This window comes from Nocardioides sp. NPDC047086 (genome assembly GCF_040643685.1).
Lineage (GTDB): Bacteria > Actinomycetota > Actinomycetes > Propionibacteriales > Nocardioidaceae > Nocardioides.
This window is the reverse complement of the sequence record NZ_JBEYUV010000005.1, coordinates 67,475-88,052: the sequence shown is the minus strand read 5'-3', so window position 1 is coordinate 88,052 and position 20,578 is coordinate 67,475. Positions and strand designations below refer to the sequence as shown.

The window sequence follows — 20,578 nt, the reverse complement described above, 5'->3', positions numbered from 1 at the left end:
GTACACGCCGCACCGGATGGGACCATTGCCCGGTGGCCGCTGTGAATACCCCTGGGACGACTGCCGACGCGCTCGCATCCTCCCCGTTCCTGCAGGCGCTCGCGGGGCGGAAGCCCAGCCGTACGCCGGTGTGGTTCATGCGCCAGGCCGGCCGGTCGCTGCCCGAGTATCTGAAGGTCCGCGAGGGCATCGGCATGCTCGAGTCCTGCCAGAACGCCGACCTGATCACCGAGATCACCCTCCAGCCCGTACGCCGCTACGGGGTCGACGCGGCCATCTTCTTCTCGGACATCGTGCTGCCCTTGAAGGCGGTCGGTGTCGATCTCGACATCAAGCCCGGTGTCGGCCCGGTGATCGCGAACCCGGTCCGGACCCTGGCCGACGTGGAGGCGATCCCGGACCTGACTCCGGAGCACGTCCCCTACATCACCGAGGCCGTCCAGAACCTGGTCGGCGAGCTCGGCGGCATCAACGGCGGCACCCCGCTGATCGGCTTCGCCGGCGCGCCGTTCACGGTGGCCTCGTACCTGGTCGAGGGCGGCCCCTCGAAGGAGTACGCCAAGACCAAGGCGCTCATGTTCGGTGCCGCCGACGTGTGGGACGCCCTGATGCGCAAGATCGCCGGGATCTCCGGCGCGTTCCTGGAGGTCCAGGTCCGCGCGGGCGCCTCCGCGGTGCAGCTCTTCGACTCCTGGGCCGGCGCCTGCACGCCCGCCGACTACGAGCGTCACGTGCTGCCCTACTCCAGCCAGGTGCTGTCCCGGATCGGCGAGCTCGGCGTCCCGCGGATCCACTTCGGCGTCAACTCCGCCATGCTCCTGCCGCTGATGGGCAGCGCCGGTGCCGAGGTCGTCGGCGTCGACTGGCGCACCCCGCTGGACTGGGCGATCGCCCAGCTCGGTGACGGCTTCGGGGTCCAGGGCAACCTCGACCCCGCCCTCGTCTTCGCGCCCACCGAGGTGATGCTCGAGCAGGCCGGGAAGATCGTCGCGACCGGTCGTCGCGCCAAGGGCCACATCTTCAACCTCGGCCACGGCGTCATCCCGAGCACCGACCCCGACCAGCTCGCCCGGCTCACCGAGTTCGTGCAGAGCTACGAGCCGGCCGAGGGCTGAGAGCCAGCCGGCTGGGAGCGGGCAGCCGTCTCGGCGAGCAGGTCGAGCAGGCTGCGTGCCCCCGAGGTCGTACGCGCGTTGTGCCGTCGCACCGCGACCATCGTCACCCGGGATCGGTCTCCGGCGAGGCGGCGTACGGCGATGTGCCCGCCGGTCTCGCGGGGGTCGCCGACGACGCTGTAGTCGGGCAGCAGGGTCAGTCCGAGGCCCTCGCCCACCATCATCTTGCCCATCTCGGCGCCGTCGGTGGCGTGCCAGTGGCGGGGGAGGTCGCGACCGAAGACGCGGTGGGCGAACCGGTACATCAGATAGCCCGTGCGCATGCCGACGAACGGCTCCTCGCGGAGCTCCTCGACGGTGACCTCGTCGCGGGCGGTGAGCGGGTGGCCCGCGGGCAGCACGACGATCGGCCGCCCGTGGAGAAGCACGGTGCCCTCGACCGTCGGTGGCAGGTCGTCGCCGTCGAGCAGGTTGACCAGCCCGATGTCGATCGTGCCCTCGGCGAGGGCGAGGTAGATGTCCTCCTGCACCATGGTGCGCACCTCGACGCTCGTCCGCGGGTGCTCGTCGGCGAACCTCCGCAACGTCGGTAGCAGCACGGTCGAGGTGCCGGCATGGACCGTGCCGACCCGCACCGAGCTGACGCCGGCGTTCTGGTCGCCCGCGGCCAGGCGGAGGCGGTCGACGGCCTCCAGGATGTCGGACATGGAGTGCAGCAGCTCCTGGCCCTCGCGGCTGATCCGGGCGCCGGCGCGGCGCCGGTCGAGCAGGGTCACGCCGAGCTCGCGCTCGAGCTTGGTGATCGCCTCGCTCAGGGCGGGCTGGGAGATGTGGAGCTGCTCGCTCGCGCGGCGCAGCGAGCCGTGCTGCGTCACGGCTGCGATGTACTCCAGCTGCTCGATCCTCACGCTGTCTTCTCCTAGGGCCGTGATCGGTGATCCCGAGCGGGTGATCGGTGATCGCTGGCGTCCAGCAGGCGCCCGCCACTCATTCTCTACTAACTTAGTGGACTAAAGATGCAAGCTTCCACGACGCAAGACTGAGAGGGCGCGATGACAACCGAAGCTGTACGCAACGCCGCGGAGTTCGGCGCGGCACCCACGACTCCGGAGGGTTGGGTCGACCGTGCCCGAGAGGTGGCCACCAGGCTCTCCGCGGACGCGGTCGCCCGCGACCGGGCCAACCAGGTCCCGACGTACGAGGTGAACATGCTCAAGGAGAGCGGCCTGGTCACCCTGCTGGGCCCCGCCGGGCACGGCGGCGCCGGCCAGGACTGGACGACCGCGCTGCGCGTGATCCGGGCGGTCGCCGCGGGTGACGGCTCCATCGGTCAGCTGCTCGGCTACCACTACCTGTGGGCCTGGGCGGCGCGGCTGGTCGGCACTCCGGAGACGCCGGCCTCGAGATCGGCACCAAGGTCTACGACCTCACCGGGGCCCGGGCGACCTCCAACAAGGTCGGTCTGGACATCTTCTGGCGCAACATCCGGACGCACTCGCTGCATGACCCGGTGGCTCACAAGCGGGCCGAGGTGGGCCGCTACGCGCTGCTCGGCGAGATCCCCGCGCCGACCTGGTACACGTGAGCCGCCCTGCGGTGATCAGTAGGGCCTCTCGCCTCGTCGCCGCCTGATAGGCGGCGCCTATCACGGGATCGGGTCTTCCGGTGGTCCACATCGGGAGATCCGGTCCCGTCGTGTGTTTAATCAGATAAGTTTAGTAGACATTCGCGATCCAAGGAGACCAGCATGACTTCACCGGCAACCGAGCCCCTGAAGTTCGCCTACTGGGTGCCCAACGTCAGCGGCGGCCTGGTGGTGAGCAAGATCGAGCAGCGCACCGACTGGAGCTACGACTACAACAAGAAGCTCGCGCAGCTGGCCGAGAACAACGGCTTCGAGTACGCCCTGTCCCAGGTGCGCTACATGGCCTCCTACGGGGCGGCCTACCAGCACGAGTCCACCTCGTTCTCGCTCGCGCTGCTGCTGGCCACCGAGCGGCTGAAGGTGATCGCCGCCGTCCACCCGGGACTGTGGCAGCCCGGCGTGCTGGCCAAGTTCCTGGCGACCGCCGATCACATCTCCGGCGGACGCGCGGCCGTCAACGTCGTCTCCGGCTGGTTCAAGAACGAGTTCACCCAGCTCGGGGAGCCCTGGCTCGAGCACGGCGAGCGCTACCGCCGCTCGGAGGAGTTCATCAGCTACCTGCGCGAGATCTGGACGAGCGACGCGGCTGAGCTCAACGGCGACTTCTACCGGCTGCACGACTTCGACCTGAAGCCGAAGCCGCTGGCCAGCGAGGGGCGTCCGCACCCGGAGATCTTCCAGGGCGGCAACTCCTCCGACGCCAAGGCGATGGCCGGCCGCGTCTCGGACTGGTACTTCGCCAACGGCAACACCCCCGAGGGCCTCGCCGCGCAGATCCAGGACGTCAACGCGGTCGCCGAGCCGCTGGGTCGCCGGGTCCGCTTCGGCATCAACGGCTTCATCGTCGCCCGCGACACCGAGAAGGAGGCCCGCGAGACCCTCAGGGAGATCATCGACAAGGCCGACCGTGAGGCCGTCGAGGGCTTCGGCTCCGCGGTCAAGCAGGCCGGGCAGTCGACCGGCGACAAGACCGGGATGTGGCAGGACTCCACCTTCGAGGACCTGGTGCAGTACAACGACGGCTTCCGCACCGGTCTGATCGGCACCCCCCAGCAGGTCGCCGAGCGGATCGTGGAGCTCAAGCGGGCCGGCGCCGACCTGATCCTCGGCGGCTTCCTGCACTACCTCGAGGACGTCGAGTACTTCGGTCAGAAGGTCCTCCCCATCGTGCGCGAGTTCGAGGCCCAGCAGCTGGAGCCCGTGGCTTGAGCACGACGGAGATCGCCCGACTCGATGCCGAGACCGCGCCGCTCGTGGCGCGGCGGCTGGCCGACGAGCTCGCGCTCGGCGACGGCGGACGCGACCGGGTCAGGGCGCTACCCTACGACCAGGTCAAGGCGTACGCCGCCGCCGGGCTCGGCGCGCTCACGGTCCCCCTCGAGTTCGGCGGTCCGGCGCTGCCGGCGACGACGGTGGCGGAGGTGTTCCGGCTGGTCTCGTGGGGTGACCCCAACCTGGGCCAGGTCCCGCACAGCCACTTCGTCTTCCTCAACCAGCTCCGGCTGAACGGCACCCGCGAGCAGCAGCAGCGGATCTACAGCGAGGTGCGGGCCGGGGCGCTGGTCGCCAACGCGCAGTCGGAGTTCAAGACGTCGCATGTACGCGACATCCGGACGACCCTCACGCCTGCTCGGGAGGAGGGGGAGTGGCTGCTGAACGGCGAGAAGTTCTACTGCACCGGGTCCCTCTTCGCCGACTACCTCGCCGTCCTCGCGCGGCGCGGCGGCGACGGCCCGCTGCAGGTGGCCTGGGTCCGTACCGAGACTCCCGGCGTCGAGATCATCGACGACTGGGACGCCGTCGGGCAGCGTACGACCGGGTCGGGGACGGTGCGCCTCACCGATGTCCCCGTGGCCGATGAGTGGGTGACGCCGTTCGCGGTCACGTTCGAGGTGCCGACGACCTACGGCGCCTTCGCCCAACTGCTGCACGCGGCCATCGACGCCGGGATCGCCCGGCGCGCACTGGACGAGGCCTCCGAGTTCGTACGCACGAAGTCCCGCCCCTACGCCGACGCCGTCGCGTTCGCCGGGGTCGAGACGGCCGCGCAGGACCCGCTGGTCGTCCAGGCCTTCGGCGAGATGGAACTGGCCGTACGCAGCGCCGAGGCGCTCCTCGTCGAGGCGGGGCGACGCGTGGACGAGGCCGACGCGGACCTCACCGAGACCTCAGCCGCGGAGGCGAGCCTGGCCGTGGCGGCCGCCCGGGCCTCGACCGCGAAGGTCTCGGTCGACGTCACCAGCAGGCTGCTCGAGGTCTCCGGCGCCCGGTCGGCTCTGACGACCACCAACCTCGACCGCCACTGGCGCAACGCGCGCACCCACACCCTCCACGACCCGGCCGCGTGGAAGGTCCAGCACCTCGGGCGCTGGGCCGTCGACCGGACCCCGCCGCCTCGGCACGGGCAGATCTGACCTGCAGCTCCGCACACATCCCACACATCCCACCGAAAGGCAGCGATGAGCACCCTCAAGTTCCACTGGTTCCTCCCGACCAACGGCGGCGACGGCCGTCACGTGATCGGCGGTGGCCACGGCGTCAGCGCGCTGGCGGCGGGCCGTCCCGCGACGGTGCCCTACCTCGGCCAGATCGCCCGCAGCGCCGAGCAGCTCGGCTTCGAGGCGGCACTGACGCCGACCGGTGCCTGGTGCGAGGACGCCTGGGTGACGACCGCGATGCTCAGCTCGCTCTCGGAGCGGTTGAAGTTCCTGGTCGCCTTCCGGCCCGACTCGGTCTCGCCCTACCTGGCCGCGCAGATGGCGGGTACGTTCCAGAATCTGTCGGGGCAGCGACTGCTCCTCAACGTCGTCACCGGCGGTGAGGACCACGAGCAGCGGATGTACGGCGACTTCCTCGCCAAGGACGAGCGGTATGAGCGGTGCGGGGAGTTCCTGCACATCGTCCGCCGGCTCTGGGCGGGGGAGACGGTGACCTTCTCCGGGCAGCACCTCTCGGTGGAGAACGCGAGCCTCGAGCAGCGGCCGACGCCCGTCCCGGACGTCTACTTCGGCGGCTCCTCGCCGGCCGCCCTGGAGGTGGCCGCCGACCATGCCGACGTCTACCTGACCTGGGGCGAGCCGCCCGCGGCGGTCGCCGAGAAGATCGCCAAGGTGCAGAAGCTGGCCGCCGACCGTGGGCGCGAGCTCCGCTTCGGGATCCGGCTGCACTCGATCGCCCGCGAGACCTCGGCAGCCGCGTGGGCGGAGGCCGACCGGCTGCTGGAGAACATCTCCGACGAGGACATCGAGCGCGTCCAGGCCGGGCTCTCCCGCAGCGTCTCGGAGGGCCAGCGGCGGATGCTCGAGCTCAACCAGGGCTCGCGCGACGGGCTCGAGATCCACCCCAACCTGTGGGCGGGCGTCGGGCTGGTCCGCGGCGGTGCCGGCACCGCGCTGGTCGGCTCCTACACCGAGATCGCCGACCTGATCGAGGCCTACCACTCCGTCGGGATCTCCGAGTTCGTCCTCTCCGGCTACCCGCACCTGGAGGAGTCCTACTGGTTCGGTGAGGGCGTCCTGCCCGAGCTCGCCCGCCGGGGCCTGTGGTCCCACCCGGCCCCGGTGGTCGGCCGCGGGGCCGCGGTCCCGTTCGGGGCGCCCCGATGAGCCAGGTGGTTGGTCTGGCCGCGACCGATCCGGCCGTCGAGGAGGTCGCCGGAGCGCCCGCCGGGCGGACGGTCTCGGCACGCCGGAGCGTGCTCGCGCCGCGTACGCTCAGGGTCCTGCGTTCGCTCAGCCCGGTGTTCGTGCTGGCGGCGTGGCAGCTGCTCTCCTCGCTCGGGATCCTCGACGAGCGCACCCTGGCGTCGCCGGTGCAGCTGGCCGGCACCGCCTGGGAGCTGATCGGCAGCGGGCAGCTGCAGGAGGCGATCGCCGTTTCCGCGCGCCGCGCCGCCCTCGGCTTCCTGCTCGGGGCGCTGATCGCGTTCGTGCTCGGTGGGATCGTCGGTCTGAGCGCTCTGGGTGACGCCCTGGTCGACCCGTTGGTCCAGATGCTGCGGACACTGCCGCTGTTCGGGCTGGTGCCGCTGTTCATCATCTGGTTCGGGATCAAGGAGGAGCCCAAGATCTACCTGGTGGCGCTCTTCGTGATCGTGCCGCTCTACCTCAACCTGGTCGCGGCCCTGCGCGGGGTCGATCAGGACCTCGCCGAGGTGGCCGGCGCGCTGCGGCTCACCTGGTCCGAGCGCCTGCGCCACCTGTACCTGCCGGCGGTCACGCCCGGCCTGCTGGTCGGGCTGCGTCAGGCACTCGGCATGGCCTGGATCGCGTTGATCGTGGCCGAGCAGGTCAATGCCGGCGCCGGTCTCGGCTTCCTGATCAACAACGCGCGCGACTTCTTGCAGACCGACGTGATCGTGGTCGGCCTGCTCTGCTACGCCGTGCTCGGGCTGCTCACCGACTGGGCCGTACGACTGCTCGAGCGCCGCGCCCTGCGCTGGCGTGACGAAGGGAGAAGCGCATGAGCGAGCGTCAGCGAGCGACCATAGGCCTCAGGCCGCCGCGTCCGTACTCTTCGCCTTCCGCTACGGAGGTGGCGGCATGAGCGAGCGTCAGCGAGCGACCATAGGCCTCAGGCCGCCGCGTCCGTACTCTTCGCCTTCCGCTACGGAGGCGGCGGCATGAGCGTCGTCGCCTCGCTGGCGCGGGTTCACCGTGCCTTCGGCGAGCACGAGGTGCTCGCCGGGATCGATCTGGAGATCCGCTCCGGGGAGTTCGTGGCCCTGCTGGGCCGCTCCGGGAGCGGCAAGTCCACCCTGCTGCGCATCGTCGGCGGCCTCGACTCCGGTGCCACCGGGACGGTGGTCACGGGGACCGCCCCGGCGGTCGTCTTCCAGGACCCACGGCTGTTTCCGTGGCGTACGGTGCTCGACAACGTCTCGCTGGGTCTGAGGGGCCCCGGCGCCGTCGCCCACGCCCGGCAGATGCTCGCCGAGGTCGGCCTGGAAGGGCGCGAGAAGGCCTGGCTGCGTCAGCTCTCCGGCGGTCAGCGTCAACGGGTGGCGCTGGCCCGCGCGCTCGTGCGTGAGCCGGACCTGCTCCTCCTCGACGAGCCGTTCAGCGCCCTGGACGCGCTCACCCGGATCGCCGCCCAGGACCTCGTACGCCGCCTGGTCGACGCCCATCGCCCGGCCGTCCTCATGGTCACCCATGACGTCGAGGAGGCTCTCCTGCTCGCCGACCGGGTGATCCTCATCGACGAGGGCGCCATCGTCCACGACGAGCAGATCACGTTGCCGCACCCGCGTCGACGGGACCACCCCGAGATCGTCGAGCGCCGAGCGGCGCTGCTGACGCTCCTGGGCGTGGTCGACCAGGCCGCATGACCCCCGACCGACAGACAGAAGGCATCGAATCAATGTCCCCACACAGCATTCTCACGCGTCTCCTCGTCGCCCCGGCCGCGCTCGTCCTTCTCGGCGGTGCACTCGCCGCCTGTGGCTCGTCCGGCTCGGCTGAGGAGGGCAAGCCCTTACTTCGGGTCGGCGTCCAGAAGGACGGCATCCGCTCCGTGCTGACCCAGGCCGGTCTTCTGGAGGACCTGCCCTACGAGATCGAGTGGTCGGAGTTCACCGCCGGGCCGCCGATCATCGAAGCGGCTGCCGCCGACCAGATCGACGTGGCCTGGGTCGGCTCGGCGCCGCCGATCTTCGGAGCCGCCGCCGGCGCAGCCTTCAAGGTCATCGCCACCGTCGAGGAGCAGGACGAGAAGACCGACTCGATCCTGGTCCCGAAGGGGTCCGACATCAGGTCCTCCGCCGACCTGAAGGGGAAGAAGATCGCCGTCGGCAAGGGCACCTCCGCCCACGGCCACCTGCTGCTGGCGCTGGAGTCGGCCGGTCTGACCCTCGACGACGTCGACCCGCAGTACCTCCAGCCCGCCGAGGGGCTGGCGGCGTTCCAGGCCGGTGAGGTCGACGCCTGGTCGATCTGGGACCCGTTCGTCACTCAGGCCGTCAACTTCGTCACTCAGGCCGTCAACGAGGACGGCGCCATCGACATCACCGCCGACGAGGGCGGCTCCACCGACCCGTACCTCGCCTTCGAGATCGCCTCGGCGGCCTCGCTGGAGGAGACCGACACCCGCGAGTCGATCCAGCACTTCGTCGGCCTGGTCAGGGATGGCTTCGAGTGGGCACAGGAGAACCCCGACAAGTGGGGCGAGGGCTGGGCCTCCGAGTCGGGCCTCCCGGTCTCGACGACCAGCGAGGTGGCGACGAAGAAGGCCTCCGTGGTCGGCCCGGTGACCGAGGAGCACATCGCCTCCGAGCAGCAGCTGGCCGACGCCTTCTTCGAGGCAGGCGAGATCCCCGAGAAGGTCGACTTCAGCACGGTCGTCGAACCCGGGCTCATCGATTAGATGACATCACGACGAGAGGACCAGAGATGACGAACGTACCGCCCCTGACGACCAACCAGGACCTCGATCCGCAAGCCTTGAGGAAGGCGTTCGGGGTCTTTCCGACCGGTGTGGTCGCGGTCGCGGCCCTCATCGACGGCAAGCCGATCGGCCTGGCGGCCTCCTCGTTCACCTCGGTGTCCCTGGACCCGCCCCTGGTCTCCTTCTCGGTGGCCCGGACCTCGAAGACCTGGCCCGACCTGAGGCGGTCCTCGCACCTGGGGGTCACCGTGCTCGCCGAGCATCACGGCGAGGTCTGCCGCCGGCTCGCCGGTCCGGTCGACTCCCGCTTCGACGGCCTCGTGGTCAGCTCGTCCCGCGACGGCGCCCTCACCCTCGACGAGGGCCTGGCACGGTTCGACTGCACCGTCTATCGCGAGGTCGAGGCCGGCGACCACATCGTCGTACTCCTCCAGCTCCACGCCGCCGACCACGGCGCCGGCCAGCCCCTGGTCTTCCACCGCTCCAACTTCGGAAAGCTGGCCAGCTGACGCCAACCTGCCGAGGCCTCGGCACTAGGGTTTGGCTGTGGATGTCATCGGAGTCGTAGCCCTCGTCGGTCTGGTCCTGCTCTACTTCACGATCGAGTCGTCGGCGACGAGGACCCGGACCGAGCTCAGCCGCCGGATGAACAGGCTCGAGGACAAGGTCGACCTCCTCCTGAAGCACGCGGGGCTGGAGGAGCCACCGCTGCCGCGCCAGGACGAGGTCGTGGCCCTGGTGCGTGCGGGCAAGAAGATCGAGGCGATCAAGGTCTACCGGGAGGCGACCGGCGCCGGGCTGGTCGAGGCGAAGAACGCGGTCGAGCGGCTCGCCTGACCCCGACGATCACCGGGGTGCGAGACTTCTCCTGTGCGTGTCATCGTCGTCGGAGCAGGGATCGCCGGGCTGACCGCGGCCCGCGATCTGTCCCTGAAGGGCCACCGGGTCACGGTGCTGGAGGCCTCCAGCCGGGTCGGGGGAAAGATCCGCGGGGAGTCCGTCGCCGGGCAGCTGGTCGACGTCGGCGCCGAGGCGATGCTCAACCGCCGGCCGGAGGGAGTGTCCCTGGCTCGTGAGGTCGGCCTCGAGATCGTGCACCCGACGGATGCGAAGTCCTCGATCTGGTCGCGCGGCGCGCTGAGGCCGATCCCGCGCTCGATCATGGGCGTGCCCCTCGACCTGGCCGCACTGGAGTCCTCGGGACTCCTCTCGGAGTCGACCCTGGAGGTCGTACGCCGCGAACCCACTCTCCCACCTGCGAAAACGGACGAGGACATCTCGGTCGGTGACTTCATCGCGTCCCGTTTCGGGGACGAGACGGCCGACCGGCTGGCGGATCCTTTGCTGGCGGGGGTCTACGCCGGCCACGCCCGCGCGATCTCGGTCAAGGCGGCCGCGCCGCAGCTGTTCATGCTGGCCGAGAAGGGGTCGCTGCTGGAGGCCGCCGCCGCGCTCCCGGCCTCTGACATCCCGGTCTTCGCCGGGATCGACGGCGGGATGTCCCGGCTGCCCGAGACCCTCGCCGAAGGCCTCGATATCCGGCTCGACACTCCCGTCGACACCGTCACCCGGACCCCGCAGGGCTTCCTGATCGAGACCGGTGACGAGGTGGAGGCGGCCGATGCCGTCGTGGTCGCGACACCCGCACCGGTCGCCGCGAGGCTGCTCCGCTCGACGGCTCCGTCGGTGGCGCGCGAGCTGTCCGCGATCGAGACTGCGAGCGTTGCGGTGGTGACCTTCGCCTTCCCGGACCTCCCCGCGGAACTGTCCGGGCGGTCCGGCTTCCTCGTCCCGCCGGTCGAGGACTGCGCGATCAAGGCCTCCACCTTCTCCTTCGCCAAGTGGGCCTGGGTGGGGGAGCGCGGCAACTATCTGCGTACCTCCATCGGGCGCCACGGTGAGCCACCCTCGGACGACGACGACCGCCTGATCGCCGACTCCCTGGCTGCCCTTGCCGAGTTCGCCGGGATCACCGCAACGCCGACCGACGTGCACGTCCAGCGCTGGACCGACGCGCTCCCGCAGTATCCCGTCGGCCACCTCGACCGCGTCGCCCGGATCCGGCAGGGACTCCGGGGCGTCCCCGGACTCGCCCTTGCCGGTGCGTCCTACGACGGCGTCGGCATCCCCGCCACGATCGGCTCGGCCCACCGAGCCGCCGCGGAGCTGACGCGCGCCTGACCAGGATGCTCTCAGGCCGCCGGGACCCACCGCAGCGTCGAGACGCAGACGTCCAGCGCCAGCTTCCAGGCCACGAACTTCTCGTCGGTCGCCGCCATCTCGATCGGCCGCGCCAGGGTCGCAGTGAGCTGAAGCCCCCGGCGCCGTTTCGAGCCGGGGATCGGGGTCATGTAGGCGATCGACGTCACGATCACCGGATCGTCGCCCTCGGCGGTCTTGGTCGACTCGTGCTCGTAGCGGATGAACCGCTTGTCGCCGAAGAGCGGCTTGGCGCCGTGGTCACGGATGATCGCGGCGACGTGGGTGTCGAGGGTCCCGCCGTTGTGGGCGTGGAAGGTCGTCGCGACGATCGCGCCGGGGATGAGGGCGAGGCTGTCGGTCTCGGCGGTGGCGGCGAAGTAGGCCTTGACCTGCTGCTGCTTCATGAGCGCGTACGCCTGATCGAGCTGCGCACGCATGGAGGCGTGGAGCTCGGGCCGGTTGATGCTCATGAAGCGCTTCTTCAACGCCGCGTCCATCGCGGCCCGGTCGGCCTCACCGGGGGAGTGTCGCTCCCAGCCGGGGAGGAGCTTCAGCTCGAACTCCGGCTCCTTGGTGCCGCCGAGCAGCTCGCGTAGCGATGACTGCGGGGCGGGTGCTGCTTCAGACAAAGGATGAGTCCTCCCATACGTCCAACGGGTCGTTCGGCATGCCGGGCACCGGCTCTGCCGAGAACGGGGTGCCATCGGGGCGTACGACCTCGAGCTCGGCGAGGAAGAGCGGCATGTCCGCGATGGTGAGACCGAAGATCTCGGGTGCGCCTGCCTCGACCACGACCATCACGCTGATCTCCTGCGTCGCGAAGACGAAGATGCCGGTGAGGAACTCGACGGTCTCCCCGTCGACCTCTCCGGTCCTGGACGCGAGACATCTCAGTCCGGGACCGAGAGCGGCCCCGGCGTACTCATCGACGTCGAAGCCCTGCTGCCGCCACTCCTCGGGCGAGGTCGGCTCACCGCCCCCGAGTACGACCCGCACCCGGCTGAGGACGGGCGCGGGCAGCGGCCAGTGGAGCATCGAGGCCAGCGTCCCGGGGTGGAGGTCGCCGGCGAGGTGGTGGGCGAGCAGCGCACGAGCGTCGGGGTCGACCTCGTCGGTCCAGTCGCCGTCCCAGGTGTCGCGGAGCGCGGCGAGCACGTCCTCGACCCAGGTCTCCGCACCCGCGGCGTCGAGCTCGCCCGCGTTCGGGACCCAGATCCAACGCTCCGATGGCTGGGCGATCTCAGCTTGCCATGTCTCCGGCATCATGCCTCCGAGGGTTGTCTGCTCTGCTGGTCATGGGTCCGGCGCTCGTCCAGCCCCTGGCTCGTCGAGGTGGTGCCGTACCACTCGCCTGCCCACTTCCCCAGGCCGCTGAGCCCGTCGAAGCCGGCCCCGATCTTCTGGCCCCAGGTCCCTGTGCGTATCCCCCCGTAGATGGCCATCCCGGTGGCGATGTCGGAGCCGCTCATGATGCCCACGGGAATGTCCTTGGGGGGCTTGAACGGGTTGGCCATCCAAGCGGCCCTGGTCCGGGGGACCTCCCTGAAGCCGGTGGAGATGGAGAGTGCGGTCTTGAACTTGGCGCCGAACGTGACGTTCACGGGAGGTGGGTTCAGCGGCGCCGCTCGTTTCAGAGCAAAGTTTCCGAAGCCTCGTCCGGCCGCGCCGGCGGTCTTCCCGCCGGAGGCGGCGCCCTTCCCCAGCTGGCCCCAGGCCTTGCCGATCTGGCCGAGCTTTCCGAAGGGGAGCACCGCGAGAACCGCTAGGAGCACGTCTGTCACCTCGCATTTGCCGGCTGAGGCCTGGACGATCTTGCCGATCAGCACCAAGGCGCCGAGGGCGAATCCGATGACGGCGACGATTCCACCGAGGAAGAGCCCGGCGATCATGAAGACCATCGCGATGGCCTCGAGGATGTTGATCAGGAAGCCGAAGATCTCCCAGAAGCCGTCCTTGATGCTGCCGGCCATCTCGTTGCCGATGCCGTTGACCGCGAGGTCATAGGCGTCTTCCCAGGTGTCGTACTCGGCATCCCAGGTCTCCGCGTCGTCCTGCCATTCGTCGTAGGCGGCCTTCTTGGCCTGCCCCTCGTCATCGTCCGCTTCGCGGTCTCCCGGGAGCCCCTCATAGGTGGTCCACTTGTCCGTGCAGGACTCGACCAACGGCCCCATCTTGGCTTGCTGTTCGCCGAGGCTCGTGCCGTACGCAGCGATCAGCGGCCCCACGGGCGTGTAGAGCTCGCTGGCCTCCCGCAACGTCTCGTAGGAGGACCCGATCTTGTCCTGGAGCTCGGCGACGGCCTTGCCCTGCATCTGGCCGTCGGCCAGCTCGCCGGTGGCGACCTGCTCGAGGACAGTGGCCGCCTCGGACATCTGCACGCCGAGCTCTTCGATCTTGTTCCCGCGAGCGACGATCACCGCCGAGTCGCCGGTGAGAGGTTGGATCTCCCGGCCCTTGGGTGACTGATCCATGACTCACTCCATCCGTCTATTTCTGCTGGAACAGGAGAGCCGTCTCGCTGTCCCAGTTCTGGAATCCCTCGACGACGCCTTTGATGTGGTCTCGCACGTCGGAGAGCTCGTCCTTGAGATCCTTGCGCTTCATGTCCCAGCGCTGTTCGAAGTCGTCGGCCTGGCCGCGCAGCTCGCCGCGGCGGAACGGATTCCCGATGGCGCCTTCGAGTGCGTCGGAGTTGCCGACCGCGTGGTCGAACTCGTCGATGATCGAGTCCAGCTTCTTGACCGTCTGATCAAGGGTCTCGATCTTGACTGAGACGTCTGGCATGTCGCTACGCCCTTCCGGTATGCGCAGGTTCGCCGAGGGGACGCGAAAGCGCTCTCAGCTGCAGGCGAATGGGGGGGATCGAGGTGGCGCACAACCCGAGACAACCTGGCGATGGACACCCGAGTGGAACGCTACAACACGGCTGGGCGCGGAGGGTTAACAGACGCCCAATCGATTGTTGAAAGTTGTTGATGATCTCACCGCAGGAACGCGACGATCCCGGCGAGAGCCTCCTGCGCGGCCGGAGCGACTCCGGGGAGCGACATGAACCCGTGGAACGCGGTGTCGTAGTCCACGAGCGAGACCGGCGTCCCGGCGGCACGGAGCACCTCCGCGTATCGGGTGCCGTGGTCGCGGATCGGGTCGTGCAGCGCGGTGATGATGTGGGCCGGCGGCAGGTCGGCGTGGGACGCGGCACGCAGAGGTGAGGCCTGCCAGGACTCGTCCCCGTAGCGATCGCCCATGTAGAGGTGGCCGAAGGTGCTCATCTGCGTCGAGGTGAGCACCGGCCCGTTGGCGTTGGCCGCCTCGGAGGGGAACTTCTCGTACATCTCCACGGCCGGATAGATCAGCACCTGGGCCCGCACCGCCGGCCCGCCCGCATCACGAGCCATCAAGGAGACCACGGCCGCCAGGTTGCCGCCGGCGCTGTCGCCCATCACCGCGATCCGCGAGGGGTCCCCACCCAGGTCGGCGGCGTTCTTCGCCACCCACTCCAAGGCGGACCAGGCGTCCTCGACGGCGGCCGGGAACGGGTGCTCCGGCGCCAGTCGGTAGGACGGCGCGATCACGATCGACCCGGTCTCCGCGGCGACGTGCGAGGAGACCCACGCACTCTGCTCCGGCGTCCCCAGACACCAGCCGCCACCGTGGTAGTTGATGACGACCGGGGCGGCGTCGCCGACACCAGGAGGCGTGTAGATCGCGAAACGGCGCCCGTCGACGTACGTCTCCTTGGTCTCGACATCCGCGGGGCGGCCGAAGAGGAGGGCGGTGACCGGCCCGGTGCGGAACCCCTCGCGCTGGGCGCGCAGCGCGATCATCTCCTCCGCGTTGAGCGGTGGCTTGACCAGGCGCTCCTGGAGGAAGGCGAAGATGCGGGTACGCAGCGGCAGCATGCCCACACCCTAGAGGTCCGAGGACGGAGCCCGGAGGGGATCGGCGACCGGGCGTAGCGCAAAATGGGGGCATGACCGACCCGCAGGCCGACATCAAGTCCAACGCAGCCAAGATCAACGAGCTCAACGAGACCATCCGCTACACGATGTGGTCGGTCTTCTCCCTCGAGGAGACCCTCGGTGACGCCGACCGCAAGGCCGAGGCGGTCGAGGTCGAGGAGCTCTTCGCGGCCTTCGCCGAGGAGGACATCGTGGTGCGCGGCACCTACGACGTGGCCGGCCTGCGCGCCGACGCCGACGTGATGTTCTGGCTGCACGCCGCGTCCTCCGACAAGCTCCAGTCGGCCTACCACCGCCTGCGCCGCACCGCCTTCGGCGGCCGGCTGGTGCCGGTCTGGTCGCAGATGGCGCTGCACCGCCCGGCCGAGTTCAACCGGAGCCACCTGCCCGCGTTCCTCGCCGACGAGCGCACCCACGACTACGTCGCGGTCTACCCGTTCATCCGCTCCTACGAGTGGTACCTCCTCGACGACAAGGAGCGCCGCCGCCTCCTCGCCGAGCACGGCCAGATGGCGCGAGACTACCCCGACGTGCGGGCCAACACCGTTCCCTCCTTCGCCCTCGGTGACTACGAGTGGATGCTGGCCTTCGAGGCCGACGACCTCTCCCGCATCGTCGACCTGATGCGTCATCTGCGCGGCTCCGAGACCCGTCGCCACGTACGCGAGGAGGTGCCGTTCTACACCGGTGCCCGCGTCGACATCGCCGACCTCTTGGAGCGCCTTCCCTGACCGGCCTCCACAACGGGGCGGGAGATCGCGAGAATTCGCTGTCCGCGCGCCTGGATCTTCACTAACCTCTTCCGTCGCGGTGGCTCCTGCTCGGGTTCGTGTGCCGACCCCGTCATGGGCTTCTGACATGTCCGCATGACGATGGGAGGGCTGAGACGTGGGGATGACCATCCCTGGGGAGCTGGATTTCGTACTCGACCTGCTCGGCTACGAGTGGCCGAACGTCAACGAGGACGCGGTCCGCGACGCCGCGCAGCTGGTGCGCGGTCTGGAGTCGAACCTCCGCGCCACCCTCGATGAGCTGGAGATCCGGGTCAACGAGCTCGGCGACGGGGCCAAGGCGCAGTCGGTGAATGCGCTGATCAGGGCATGGACCGACAACCGTACGGCCAACATGGACGGGCTGCTCGACATGCTGCCCGAGGTTGCCACGGGGATCGACATCCTCGCTGATGCGATCGTCGGGCTGAAGGTGAAGGTGATCGCCGAGCTGACGATCACCGCGGCGCAGATCGCGGCAGCGGCGGCGACCGCCGTGGTCACCGGAGGCCTCAGCGTGGTCGGCAACGCAGCGATCATCGCCGCTCGGAAGAAGGCGCTCGACATCGCCACCGACATCGCGATGGAAGAGGTGATCGGTCAGGTCGCGAGCATGGTGATCGAGCCGCTGACCGGAACGATCACCGAGCTCGCCATGTCGATCGCCGAGGCTCCGATCGTGACCGACGGCGAGGCGACCGCGGCGACCCAGCTCAGCTACGACCTGATGGAGCAGATCGCGACCGCGCTCAGCGACTGCGGCGCCGACCAGTACGACCTGTGCACGACATTCGCCGCCGACGTGTCCGCCCTTCCCCTCTTCGCCTCGTAGGAGACAGCTATGGCCAAGCAGATCGGCGATGTCGCCAAGGAGGCCTTCGAGAAGGCGGGCGAGGTCCTCACCGGGGTCGGGGACTCGCTCAAGAAGAACGCCGACGACGTCGCCGAGGACATCCGGAAGCAGGCGGAGGCTCGTCGTCAGCTGGACGGCCGGCTGGGCCCCGGCGAGTGGAGGCCCGTCAACCGGAACCACAAGTTTCTCCAGCAGAAGCTCGGCGCCGAGTTCGAACGCCAGGTGACCGGCAAGGACGACGGGCTGGAGTTCTGCCTCCGTGGATCGATGGACAACGAGGTCAAGTTCGACGGAATCCTCGACGGGAAGCTGATCGAGACCAAGCACGGTTACGGGAAGATGATCGACTCGTGGGGATATCCCAACGGAGCCAAGGAAAAGGAATGGCTCGATCAAGCCCTACGACAGGTGGACGCGGCGGGCGACACCCCGGTGGAGTGGGTCTTCTCGAACAAAGAGGCCATGGAGGCGGCGCGGACCCTCTTCGAGGACTTCGATCTTCCTATCTCGGTCAGGCACCAGGACTTCGTCAATCCCGCCAGCGATTGGGACGGCTGGAATGCGCCGAAGAGCAATGGCTGAACCTCAGGTCACGACGGTGAGCCGGGCAGAGTTCGACGGCCGATATGAAGAGGGAGCGGTGATACGGTCATGACCGTGGATGAAGAGCTGATCGCACGAGGATTCTGGGGTCCACGCCAGGAGACACCTGAGCAGGTCGCGGACGAGCTGAGCGCCTTCATCGCAGGCCTCGATGAGGTCTTCGGCGAGAAGATCTCATGGTCCTCGCCCGCGATGCCCGGAAAGTCGCTGGACGATCGGGATAACGCACTGAAAGCGATCTCCGACGCGTTCCGTGAGAACACCGACGCTCCGAATCTTGGAATCAGCCAGGCTTATCGGGGGCGCGGAGATCGAATCATGGTGGCGATCACCTTGGTCGTCGGCGGATATACCGAATCTGCCAGGGTGCGCAACAGCATCGTGGTGAAGTGGCGTGGTGCCGATGTCGCGAAATTCGCCGACCGGGTCCTTCGTCAGCTCGCCGCTGCCTGGGACCCGGATTGGGCCGCGGTGACCTCGAGATCGCTCAACGAAGCCCTCGCCGAGGTGCAGCCCGCCGGAAAGCCGGGGCCGAAGCTCGGCTACCTGAACTACCTCTCCGAGGGGAGGGCCAAGGCCCTGCCGGGGGGTATGGACAAGCACCTCGAGAGACTCGACAACGGTGGCGTCGTCATCGGGTCGGGTGAGGGGGACGGCTTCCTGCCCGTGGAGAAGATCATCGAGTTCGCCAAGGTGCTTCGGCTCAGCGCGGCCTTCTCGCCGACGCCGACCGATCGCAGCAAGCTCTGAGCGCGCTCTGAACAAGCACTGAGCCGCCGGCTCAGCGGCGGCCTCGCAGGCGTGCCAGCGCACTCATCCCGTGGTAGATCACGACCGCGGCGATGGTGCCCAGCGCGATGCCGGTGAAGGTGAGGTCGCCGAAGCTCAGGGTGAGGTTGCCGATGCCGATGACCAGGGCGACCGCGGCGGTGAACTGGTTGACCGGGTCGGCGAAGTCGACCCGGTTGTCCATCCAGATCCGGATGCCGATCAGGCCGATCAGGCCGTAGAGCGCGACGGTGATCCCGCCGAGCACACCGGCGGGGATCGTGTTCAGGAGAGCGCCGAACTTGGGCGACAGCGACAGCAGCACGGCCACCACGCCGGCGACCCAGTAGGCGGCCGTCGAGAACACCCGGGTCGCGGTCATGACGCCGATGTTCTCGCCGTACGTCGTGGTCGCCGAGCCGCCGAAACCACCGGCGATGGTGGTGGCGAGGCCGTCGGCGAACAGCGCCCGGCCGGTCTCGCGGTTGATGGAGTCGTCGCCGGCGAGGTGCGCGACGCTGCGTACGTGGCCGACGTTCTCGGCGACGAGGACGAGCACGACGGGGAGGAACATCGGCACCACGGCCCAGTCGAGGGACGGGGTGGAGAAGTCGGGGAGGCCGAACCAGGCGGCCTTCTCGAACGCCGAGGTGTCGATCTGGCCCATGATGAGCGCGGCGATGTAGCCGACGACGACGCCGACCAGGATGGAGAGCCGCGCGATCAGGCCGCGGAAGGCGACGGCGACGACCAGCACGGTCGCCAGGGTGATCGCGGCGACCAGCACCGCCCCGTTGTCGGGACTGGTCGGGTCACCACCGACGACGTTGTTGGTCGCGGCCGACGCCAGGTTGAGACCGATCAGCGCCACGATCGCACCGGTCACCACCGGCGGCATCAGCGCCTCGATCCAGCCGGTGCCGGTGACCATCACGATCACGCCGACCAGCGCCAGCAGCGCACCGGTGACCAGGATGCCGAAGAGCGCCGAGCCCATCCCGCCGCCACCCATCGCGGCACCGATCGGCGCGATGAAGGCGAACGAGGAGCCGAGGTAGCTGGGCAGCCGGTTGCGGGTGATGAGCAGGAAGAGCAGGGTGCCGAGACCGGAGAAGAACAGCGTCGTGGTCGGCGGGAAGCCGGTCAGCAACGGCACCAGGAACGTGGCGCCGAACATCGCGACCACGTGCTGGCCGCCGAAGCCGATCGTCCGGGGCCAGCTCAACCGCTCCCCGGGCTTGACGATCGCGCCCTCGCGTACGTTCTTGCCGTCATCGTGCAGATCCCAACCGAGTCGCATCTCGCACCCTCTTCAGCTCTCGTACGGCGCGATTCGCCGCTCGCCGAACGATAGGGCCGATTCACGCGAGGACGGAAGCCAGGCGCTCCGTAGGGTTGGCCACATGACGATCCGCATCGGAGTCCAGATCCAGCCCCAGCACGCCGACTACGCCCAGATCCGCGAGGCCGCCCGCCGCGCGGAGGAGATCGGCGTCGACGTGATCTTCAACTGGGACCACTTCTACCCGCTCTACGGCGAGCCCGAGGGCAAGCACTTCGAGGCCTGGACGATGCTCGGGGCCTGGGCCGAGCAGACCACCCGCGTCGAGATCGGCTGCCTGGTGACCTGCAACTCCTACCGCAACCCCGAGCTGCTCGCCGACATGGCCCGCACCGTCGACCACATCTCCGGCGGGCGGCTGCTGTTCGGGATCGGGTCGGGCTGGTTCGAGAAGGACTACACCGAGTACGGCTACGACTTCGGCACCGCCGGTTCGCGCCTCGACGCGCTCGGTGAGGCGCTCCCGCGCATCGAGAAGCGCTGGTCCGAGCTCAACCCCGCACCCCTCCGCAAGATCCCGGTCATGATCGGTGGCGGCGGGGAGAAGAAGACCCTGAAGTACGTCGCGAAGCACGCCGACATCTGGCACTCCTTCTCCGACGTCCCGACCCTCGAGCGCAAGCGCGGCATCCTCGCCGATCACTGCGAGTCCATCGGCCGCGACGTGAGCGAGATCGAGGTCTCGACCGCGGCGAACAGCGCAGAGGCCGCCAAGCCGCTCTACGACGCCGGTGCCCGGCTGTTCACCTACGGCGTCGGCGGTCCCGGCTACGACCTCAAGCCGCTCGAGGACCTCGTCGCGTGGCGGGACTCGGTCGGTGGGTGACTGTTCACCGAGGTAACTCGGTCGGTGGGTGACTGTTCACCGAGGTAACTCGGTCGGTGGGTGACTGTTCACCGAGGTAACTCGGTCGGTGGGTGACTGTTCACCGAGGTA

General features: G+C 69.1%; 23 protein-coding genes and 1 pseudogene. 17 read left to right on the top strand and 7 right to left on the bottom strand.

Features of this window, described 5'->3' with window-relative positions; genetic code table 11:
- The first annotated feature begins 32 nt into the window (after positions 1-32).
- On the top strand, positions 33-1,115 hold the full coding sequence (gene hemE / locus ABZ796_RS05900) for a uroporphyrinogen decarboxylase (RefSeq protein WP_357335378.1): 1,083 nt from the start codon (positions 33-35) through the stop codon (positions 1,113-1,115).
- Here hemE and ABZ796_RS05895 read toward each other — a convergent pair.
- On the bottom strand, positions 1,094-2,023 hold the full coding sequence (locus ABZ796_RS05895; protein ID WP_357335376.1) for a LysR family transcriptional regulator: 930 nt from the start codon (positions 2,021-2,023) through the stop codon (positions 1,094-1,096). The two genes, hemE and ABZ796_RS05895, sit on opposite strands and share 22 nt — an antisense overlap.
- A gap of 144 nt (positions 2,024-2,167) precedes the next feature.
- Here ABZ796_RS05895 and ABZ796_RS05890 point away from each other — a divergent pair.
- The 11 genes and pseudogenes from ABZ796_RS05890 to hemG form a co-directional block, all read left to right on the top strand.
- A pseudogene (locus tag ABZ796_RS05890) lies at positions 2,168-2,446 on the top strand (acyl-CoA dehydrogenase family protein); the annotation flags it as partial.
- Between the two features lie 23 nt (positions 2,447-2,469).
- Positions 2,470-2,700 (top strand): hypothetical protein, encoded by a 231-nt coding sequence (locus ABZ796_RS05885; RefSeq protein ID WP_357335514.1) that lies wholly within the window; start codon positions 2,470-2,472, stop codon positions 2,698-2,700.
- A gap of 162 nt (positions 2,701-2,862) precedes the next feature.
- Complete coding sequence (gene sfnG, locus ABZ796_RS05880) at positions 2,863-3,969, top strand: dimethylsulfone monooxygenase SfnG (protein ID WP_357335374.1); 1,107 nt, start codon at positions 2,863-2,865, stop codon at positions 3,967-3,969.
- Positions 3,966-5,174 carry an SfnB family sulfur acquisition oxidoreductase gene (locus ABZ796_RS05875; RefSeq protein WP_357335372.1) on the top strand — a complete coding sequence of 403 codons (1,209 nt, stop codon included), beginning with the start codon at positions 3,966-3,968 and terminating at the stop codon, positions 5,172-5,174. Before sfnG ends, ABZ796_RS05875 begins: the two co-directional genes overlap by 4 nt.
- 45 nt (positions 5,175-5,219) lie before the next feature.
- Positions 5,220-6,365, top strand: coding sequence for an LLM class flavin-dependent oxidoreductase (locus ABZ796_RS05870; protein WP_357335370.1), 1,146 nt, complete (start codon positions 5,220-5,222; stop codon positions 6,363-6,365).
- Positions 6,362-7,225, top strand: a complete 864-nt coding sequence (locus ABZ796_RS05865) for an ABC transporter permease (protein ID WP_357335368.1) — start codon at positions 6,362-6,364, stop codon at positions 7,223-7,225. Before ABZ796_RS05870 ends, ABZ796_RS05865 begins: the two co-directional genes overlap by 4 nt.
- Before the next feature lie 156 nt (positions 7,226-7,381).
- On the top strand, positions 7,382-8,086 hold the full coding sequence (locus ABZ796_RS05860; protein WP_357335367.1) for an ABC transporter ATP-binding protein: 705 nt from the start codon (positions 7,382-7,384) through the stop codon (positions 8,084-8,086).
- 32 nt (positions 8,087-8,118) lie between these two features.
- Complete coding sequence (locus ABZ796_RS05855) at positions 8,119-9,120, top strand: ABC transporter substrate-binding protein (RefSeq protein ID WP_357335365.1); 1,002 nt, start codon at positions 8,119-8,121, stop codon at positions 9,118-9,120.
- A 26-nt stretch (positions 9,121-9,146) separates the two neighbouring features.
- On the top strand, positions 9,147-9,650 hold the full coding sequence (locus ABZ796_RS05850; protein ID WP_357335364.1) for a flavin reductase family protein: 504 nt from the start codon (positions 9,147-9,149) through the stop codon (positions 9,648-9,650).
- Positions 9,651-9,687: 37 nt separating this feature from the next.
- A complete protein-coding gene (locus ABZ796_RS05845) occupies positions 9,688-9,978 on the top strand; it encodes a ribosomal protein L7/L12 (RefSeq protein ID WP_357335362.1) in 291 nt (96 codons plus the stop codon).
- 33 nt (positions 9,979-10,011) lie between these two features.
- Positions 10,012-11,322 carry a protoporphyrinogen oxidase gene (hemG, locus tag ABZ796_RS05840; RefSeq protein ID WP_357335360.1) on the top strand — a complete coding sequence of 437 codons (1,311 nt, stop codon included), beginning with the start codon at positions 10,012-10,014 and terminating at the stop codon, positions 11,320-11,322.
- Between the two features lie 11 nt (positions 11,323-11,333).
- Here the strand turns inward: hemG and ABZ796_RS05835 are convergent, their stop codons facing one another.
- The 5 genes from ABZ796_RS05835 to ABZ796_RS05815 form a co-directional block, all read right to left on the bottom strand.
- Positions 11,334-11,972, bottom strand: a complete 639-nt coding sequence (locus ABZ796_RS05835; RefSeq protein ID WP_357335359.1) for a protein TPRXL — start codon at positions 11,970-11,972, stop codon at positions 11,334-11,336.
- The gene (locus tag ABZ796_RS05830) at positions 11,965-12,606 is read right to left on the bottom strand and encodes a hypothetical protein (protein ID WP_357335357.1); all 642 of its coding nucleotides are present in this window, start codon (positions 12,604-12,606) and stop codon (positions 11,965-11,967) included. The genes ABZ796_RS05835 and ABZ796_RS05830 overlap by 8 nt, the downstream gene beginning before the upstream one ends.
- A complete protein-coding gene (locus tag ABZ796_RS05825; RefSeq protein WP_357335355.1) occupies positions 12,606-13,814 on the bottom strand; it encodes a hypothetical protein in 1,209 nt (402 codons plus the stop codon). The genes ABZ796_RS05830 and ABZ796_RS05825 overlap by 1 nt, the downstream gene beginning before the upstream one ends.
- Positions 13,815-13,830: 16 nt before the next feature.
- Positions 13,831-14,127, bottom strand: a complete 297-nt coding sequence (locus ABZ796_RS05820; RefSeq protein ID WP_357335353.1) for a flagellar protein FlgN — start codon at positions 14,125-14,127, stop codon at positions 13,831-13,833.
- A 197-nt stretch (positions 14,128-14,324) separates the two neighbouring features.
- Positions 14,325-15,245: an alpha/beta hydrolase gene (locus tag ABZ796_RS05815; RefSeq protein ID WP_357335351.1), complete on the bottom strand. Its 921-nt coding sequence runs from the start codon at positions 15,243-15,245 to the stop codon at positions 14,325-14,327.
- A 71-nt stretch (positions 15,246-15,316) separates the two neighbouring features.
- Between ABZ796_RS05815 and hemQ the strand changes: the two genes are divergently transcribed.
- The 4 genes from hemQ (at position 15,317) to ABZ796_RS05795 (ending at position 18,281) form a co-directional block, all read left to right on the top strand.
- Positions 15,317-16,036, top strand: coding sequence for a hydrogen peroxide-dependent heme synthase (gene hemQ, locus ABZ796_RS05810; protein ID WP_357335350.1), 720 nt, complete (start codon positions 15,317-15,319; stop codon positions 16,034-16,036).
- Positions 16,037-16,199: 163 nt separating this feature from the next.
- Positions 16,200-16,907, top strand: coding sequence for a hypothetical protein (locus ABZ796_RS05805; RefSeq protein WP_357335348.1), 708 nt, complete (start codon positions 16,200-16,202; stop codon positions 16,905-16,907).
- Between the two features lie 9 nt (positions 16,908-16,916).
- Entirely contained in the window at positions 16,917-17,510 is a 594-nt protein-coding gene (locus tag ABZ796_RS05800; RefSeq protein ID WP_357335346.1) for a Tox-REase-5 domain-containing protein, read from the top strand.
- Between the two features lie 75 nt (positions 17,511-17,585).
- Positions 17,586-18,281, top strand: a complete 696-nt coding sequence (locus ABZ796_RS05795; RefSeq protein ID WP_357335344.1) for an Imm52 family immunity protein — start codon at positions 17,586-17,588, stop codon at positions 18,279-18,281.
- A 31-nt stretch (positions 18,282-18,312) separates the two neighbouring features.
- Here ABZ796_RS05795 and ABZ796_RS05790 read toward each other — a convergent pair whose 3' ends face one another.
- Positions 18,313-19,599, bottom strand: coding sequence for a solute carrier family 23 protein (locus ABZ796_RS05790; protein ID WP_357335343.1), 1,287 nt, complete (start codon positions 19,597-19,599; stop codon positions 18,313-18,315).
- Positions 19,600-19,702: 103 nt separating this feature from the next.
- On the opposite strand from ABZ796_RS05790, the gene ABZ796_RS05785 reads away from it, so the two are divergent.
- Positions 19,703-20,467, top strand: a complete 765-nt coding sequence (locus ABZ796_RS05785) for an LLM class F420-dependent oxidoreductase (protein ID WP_357335341.1) — start codon at positions 19,703-19,705, stop codon at positions 20,465-20,467.
- Positions 20,468-20,578: the final 111 nt, after the last annotated feature.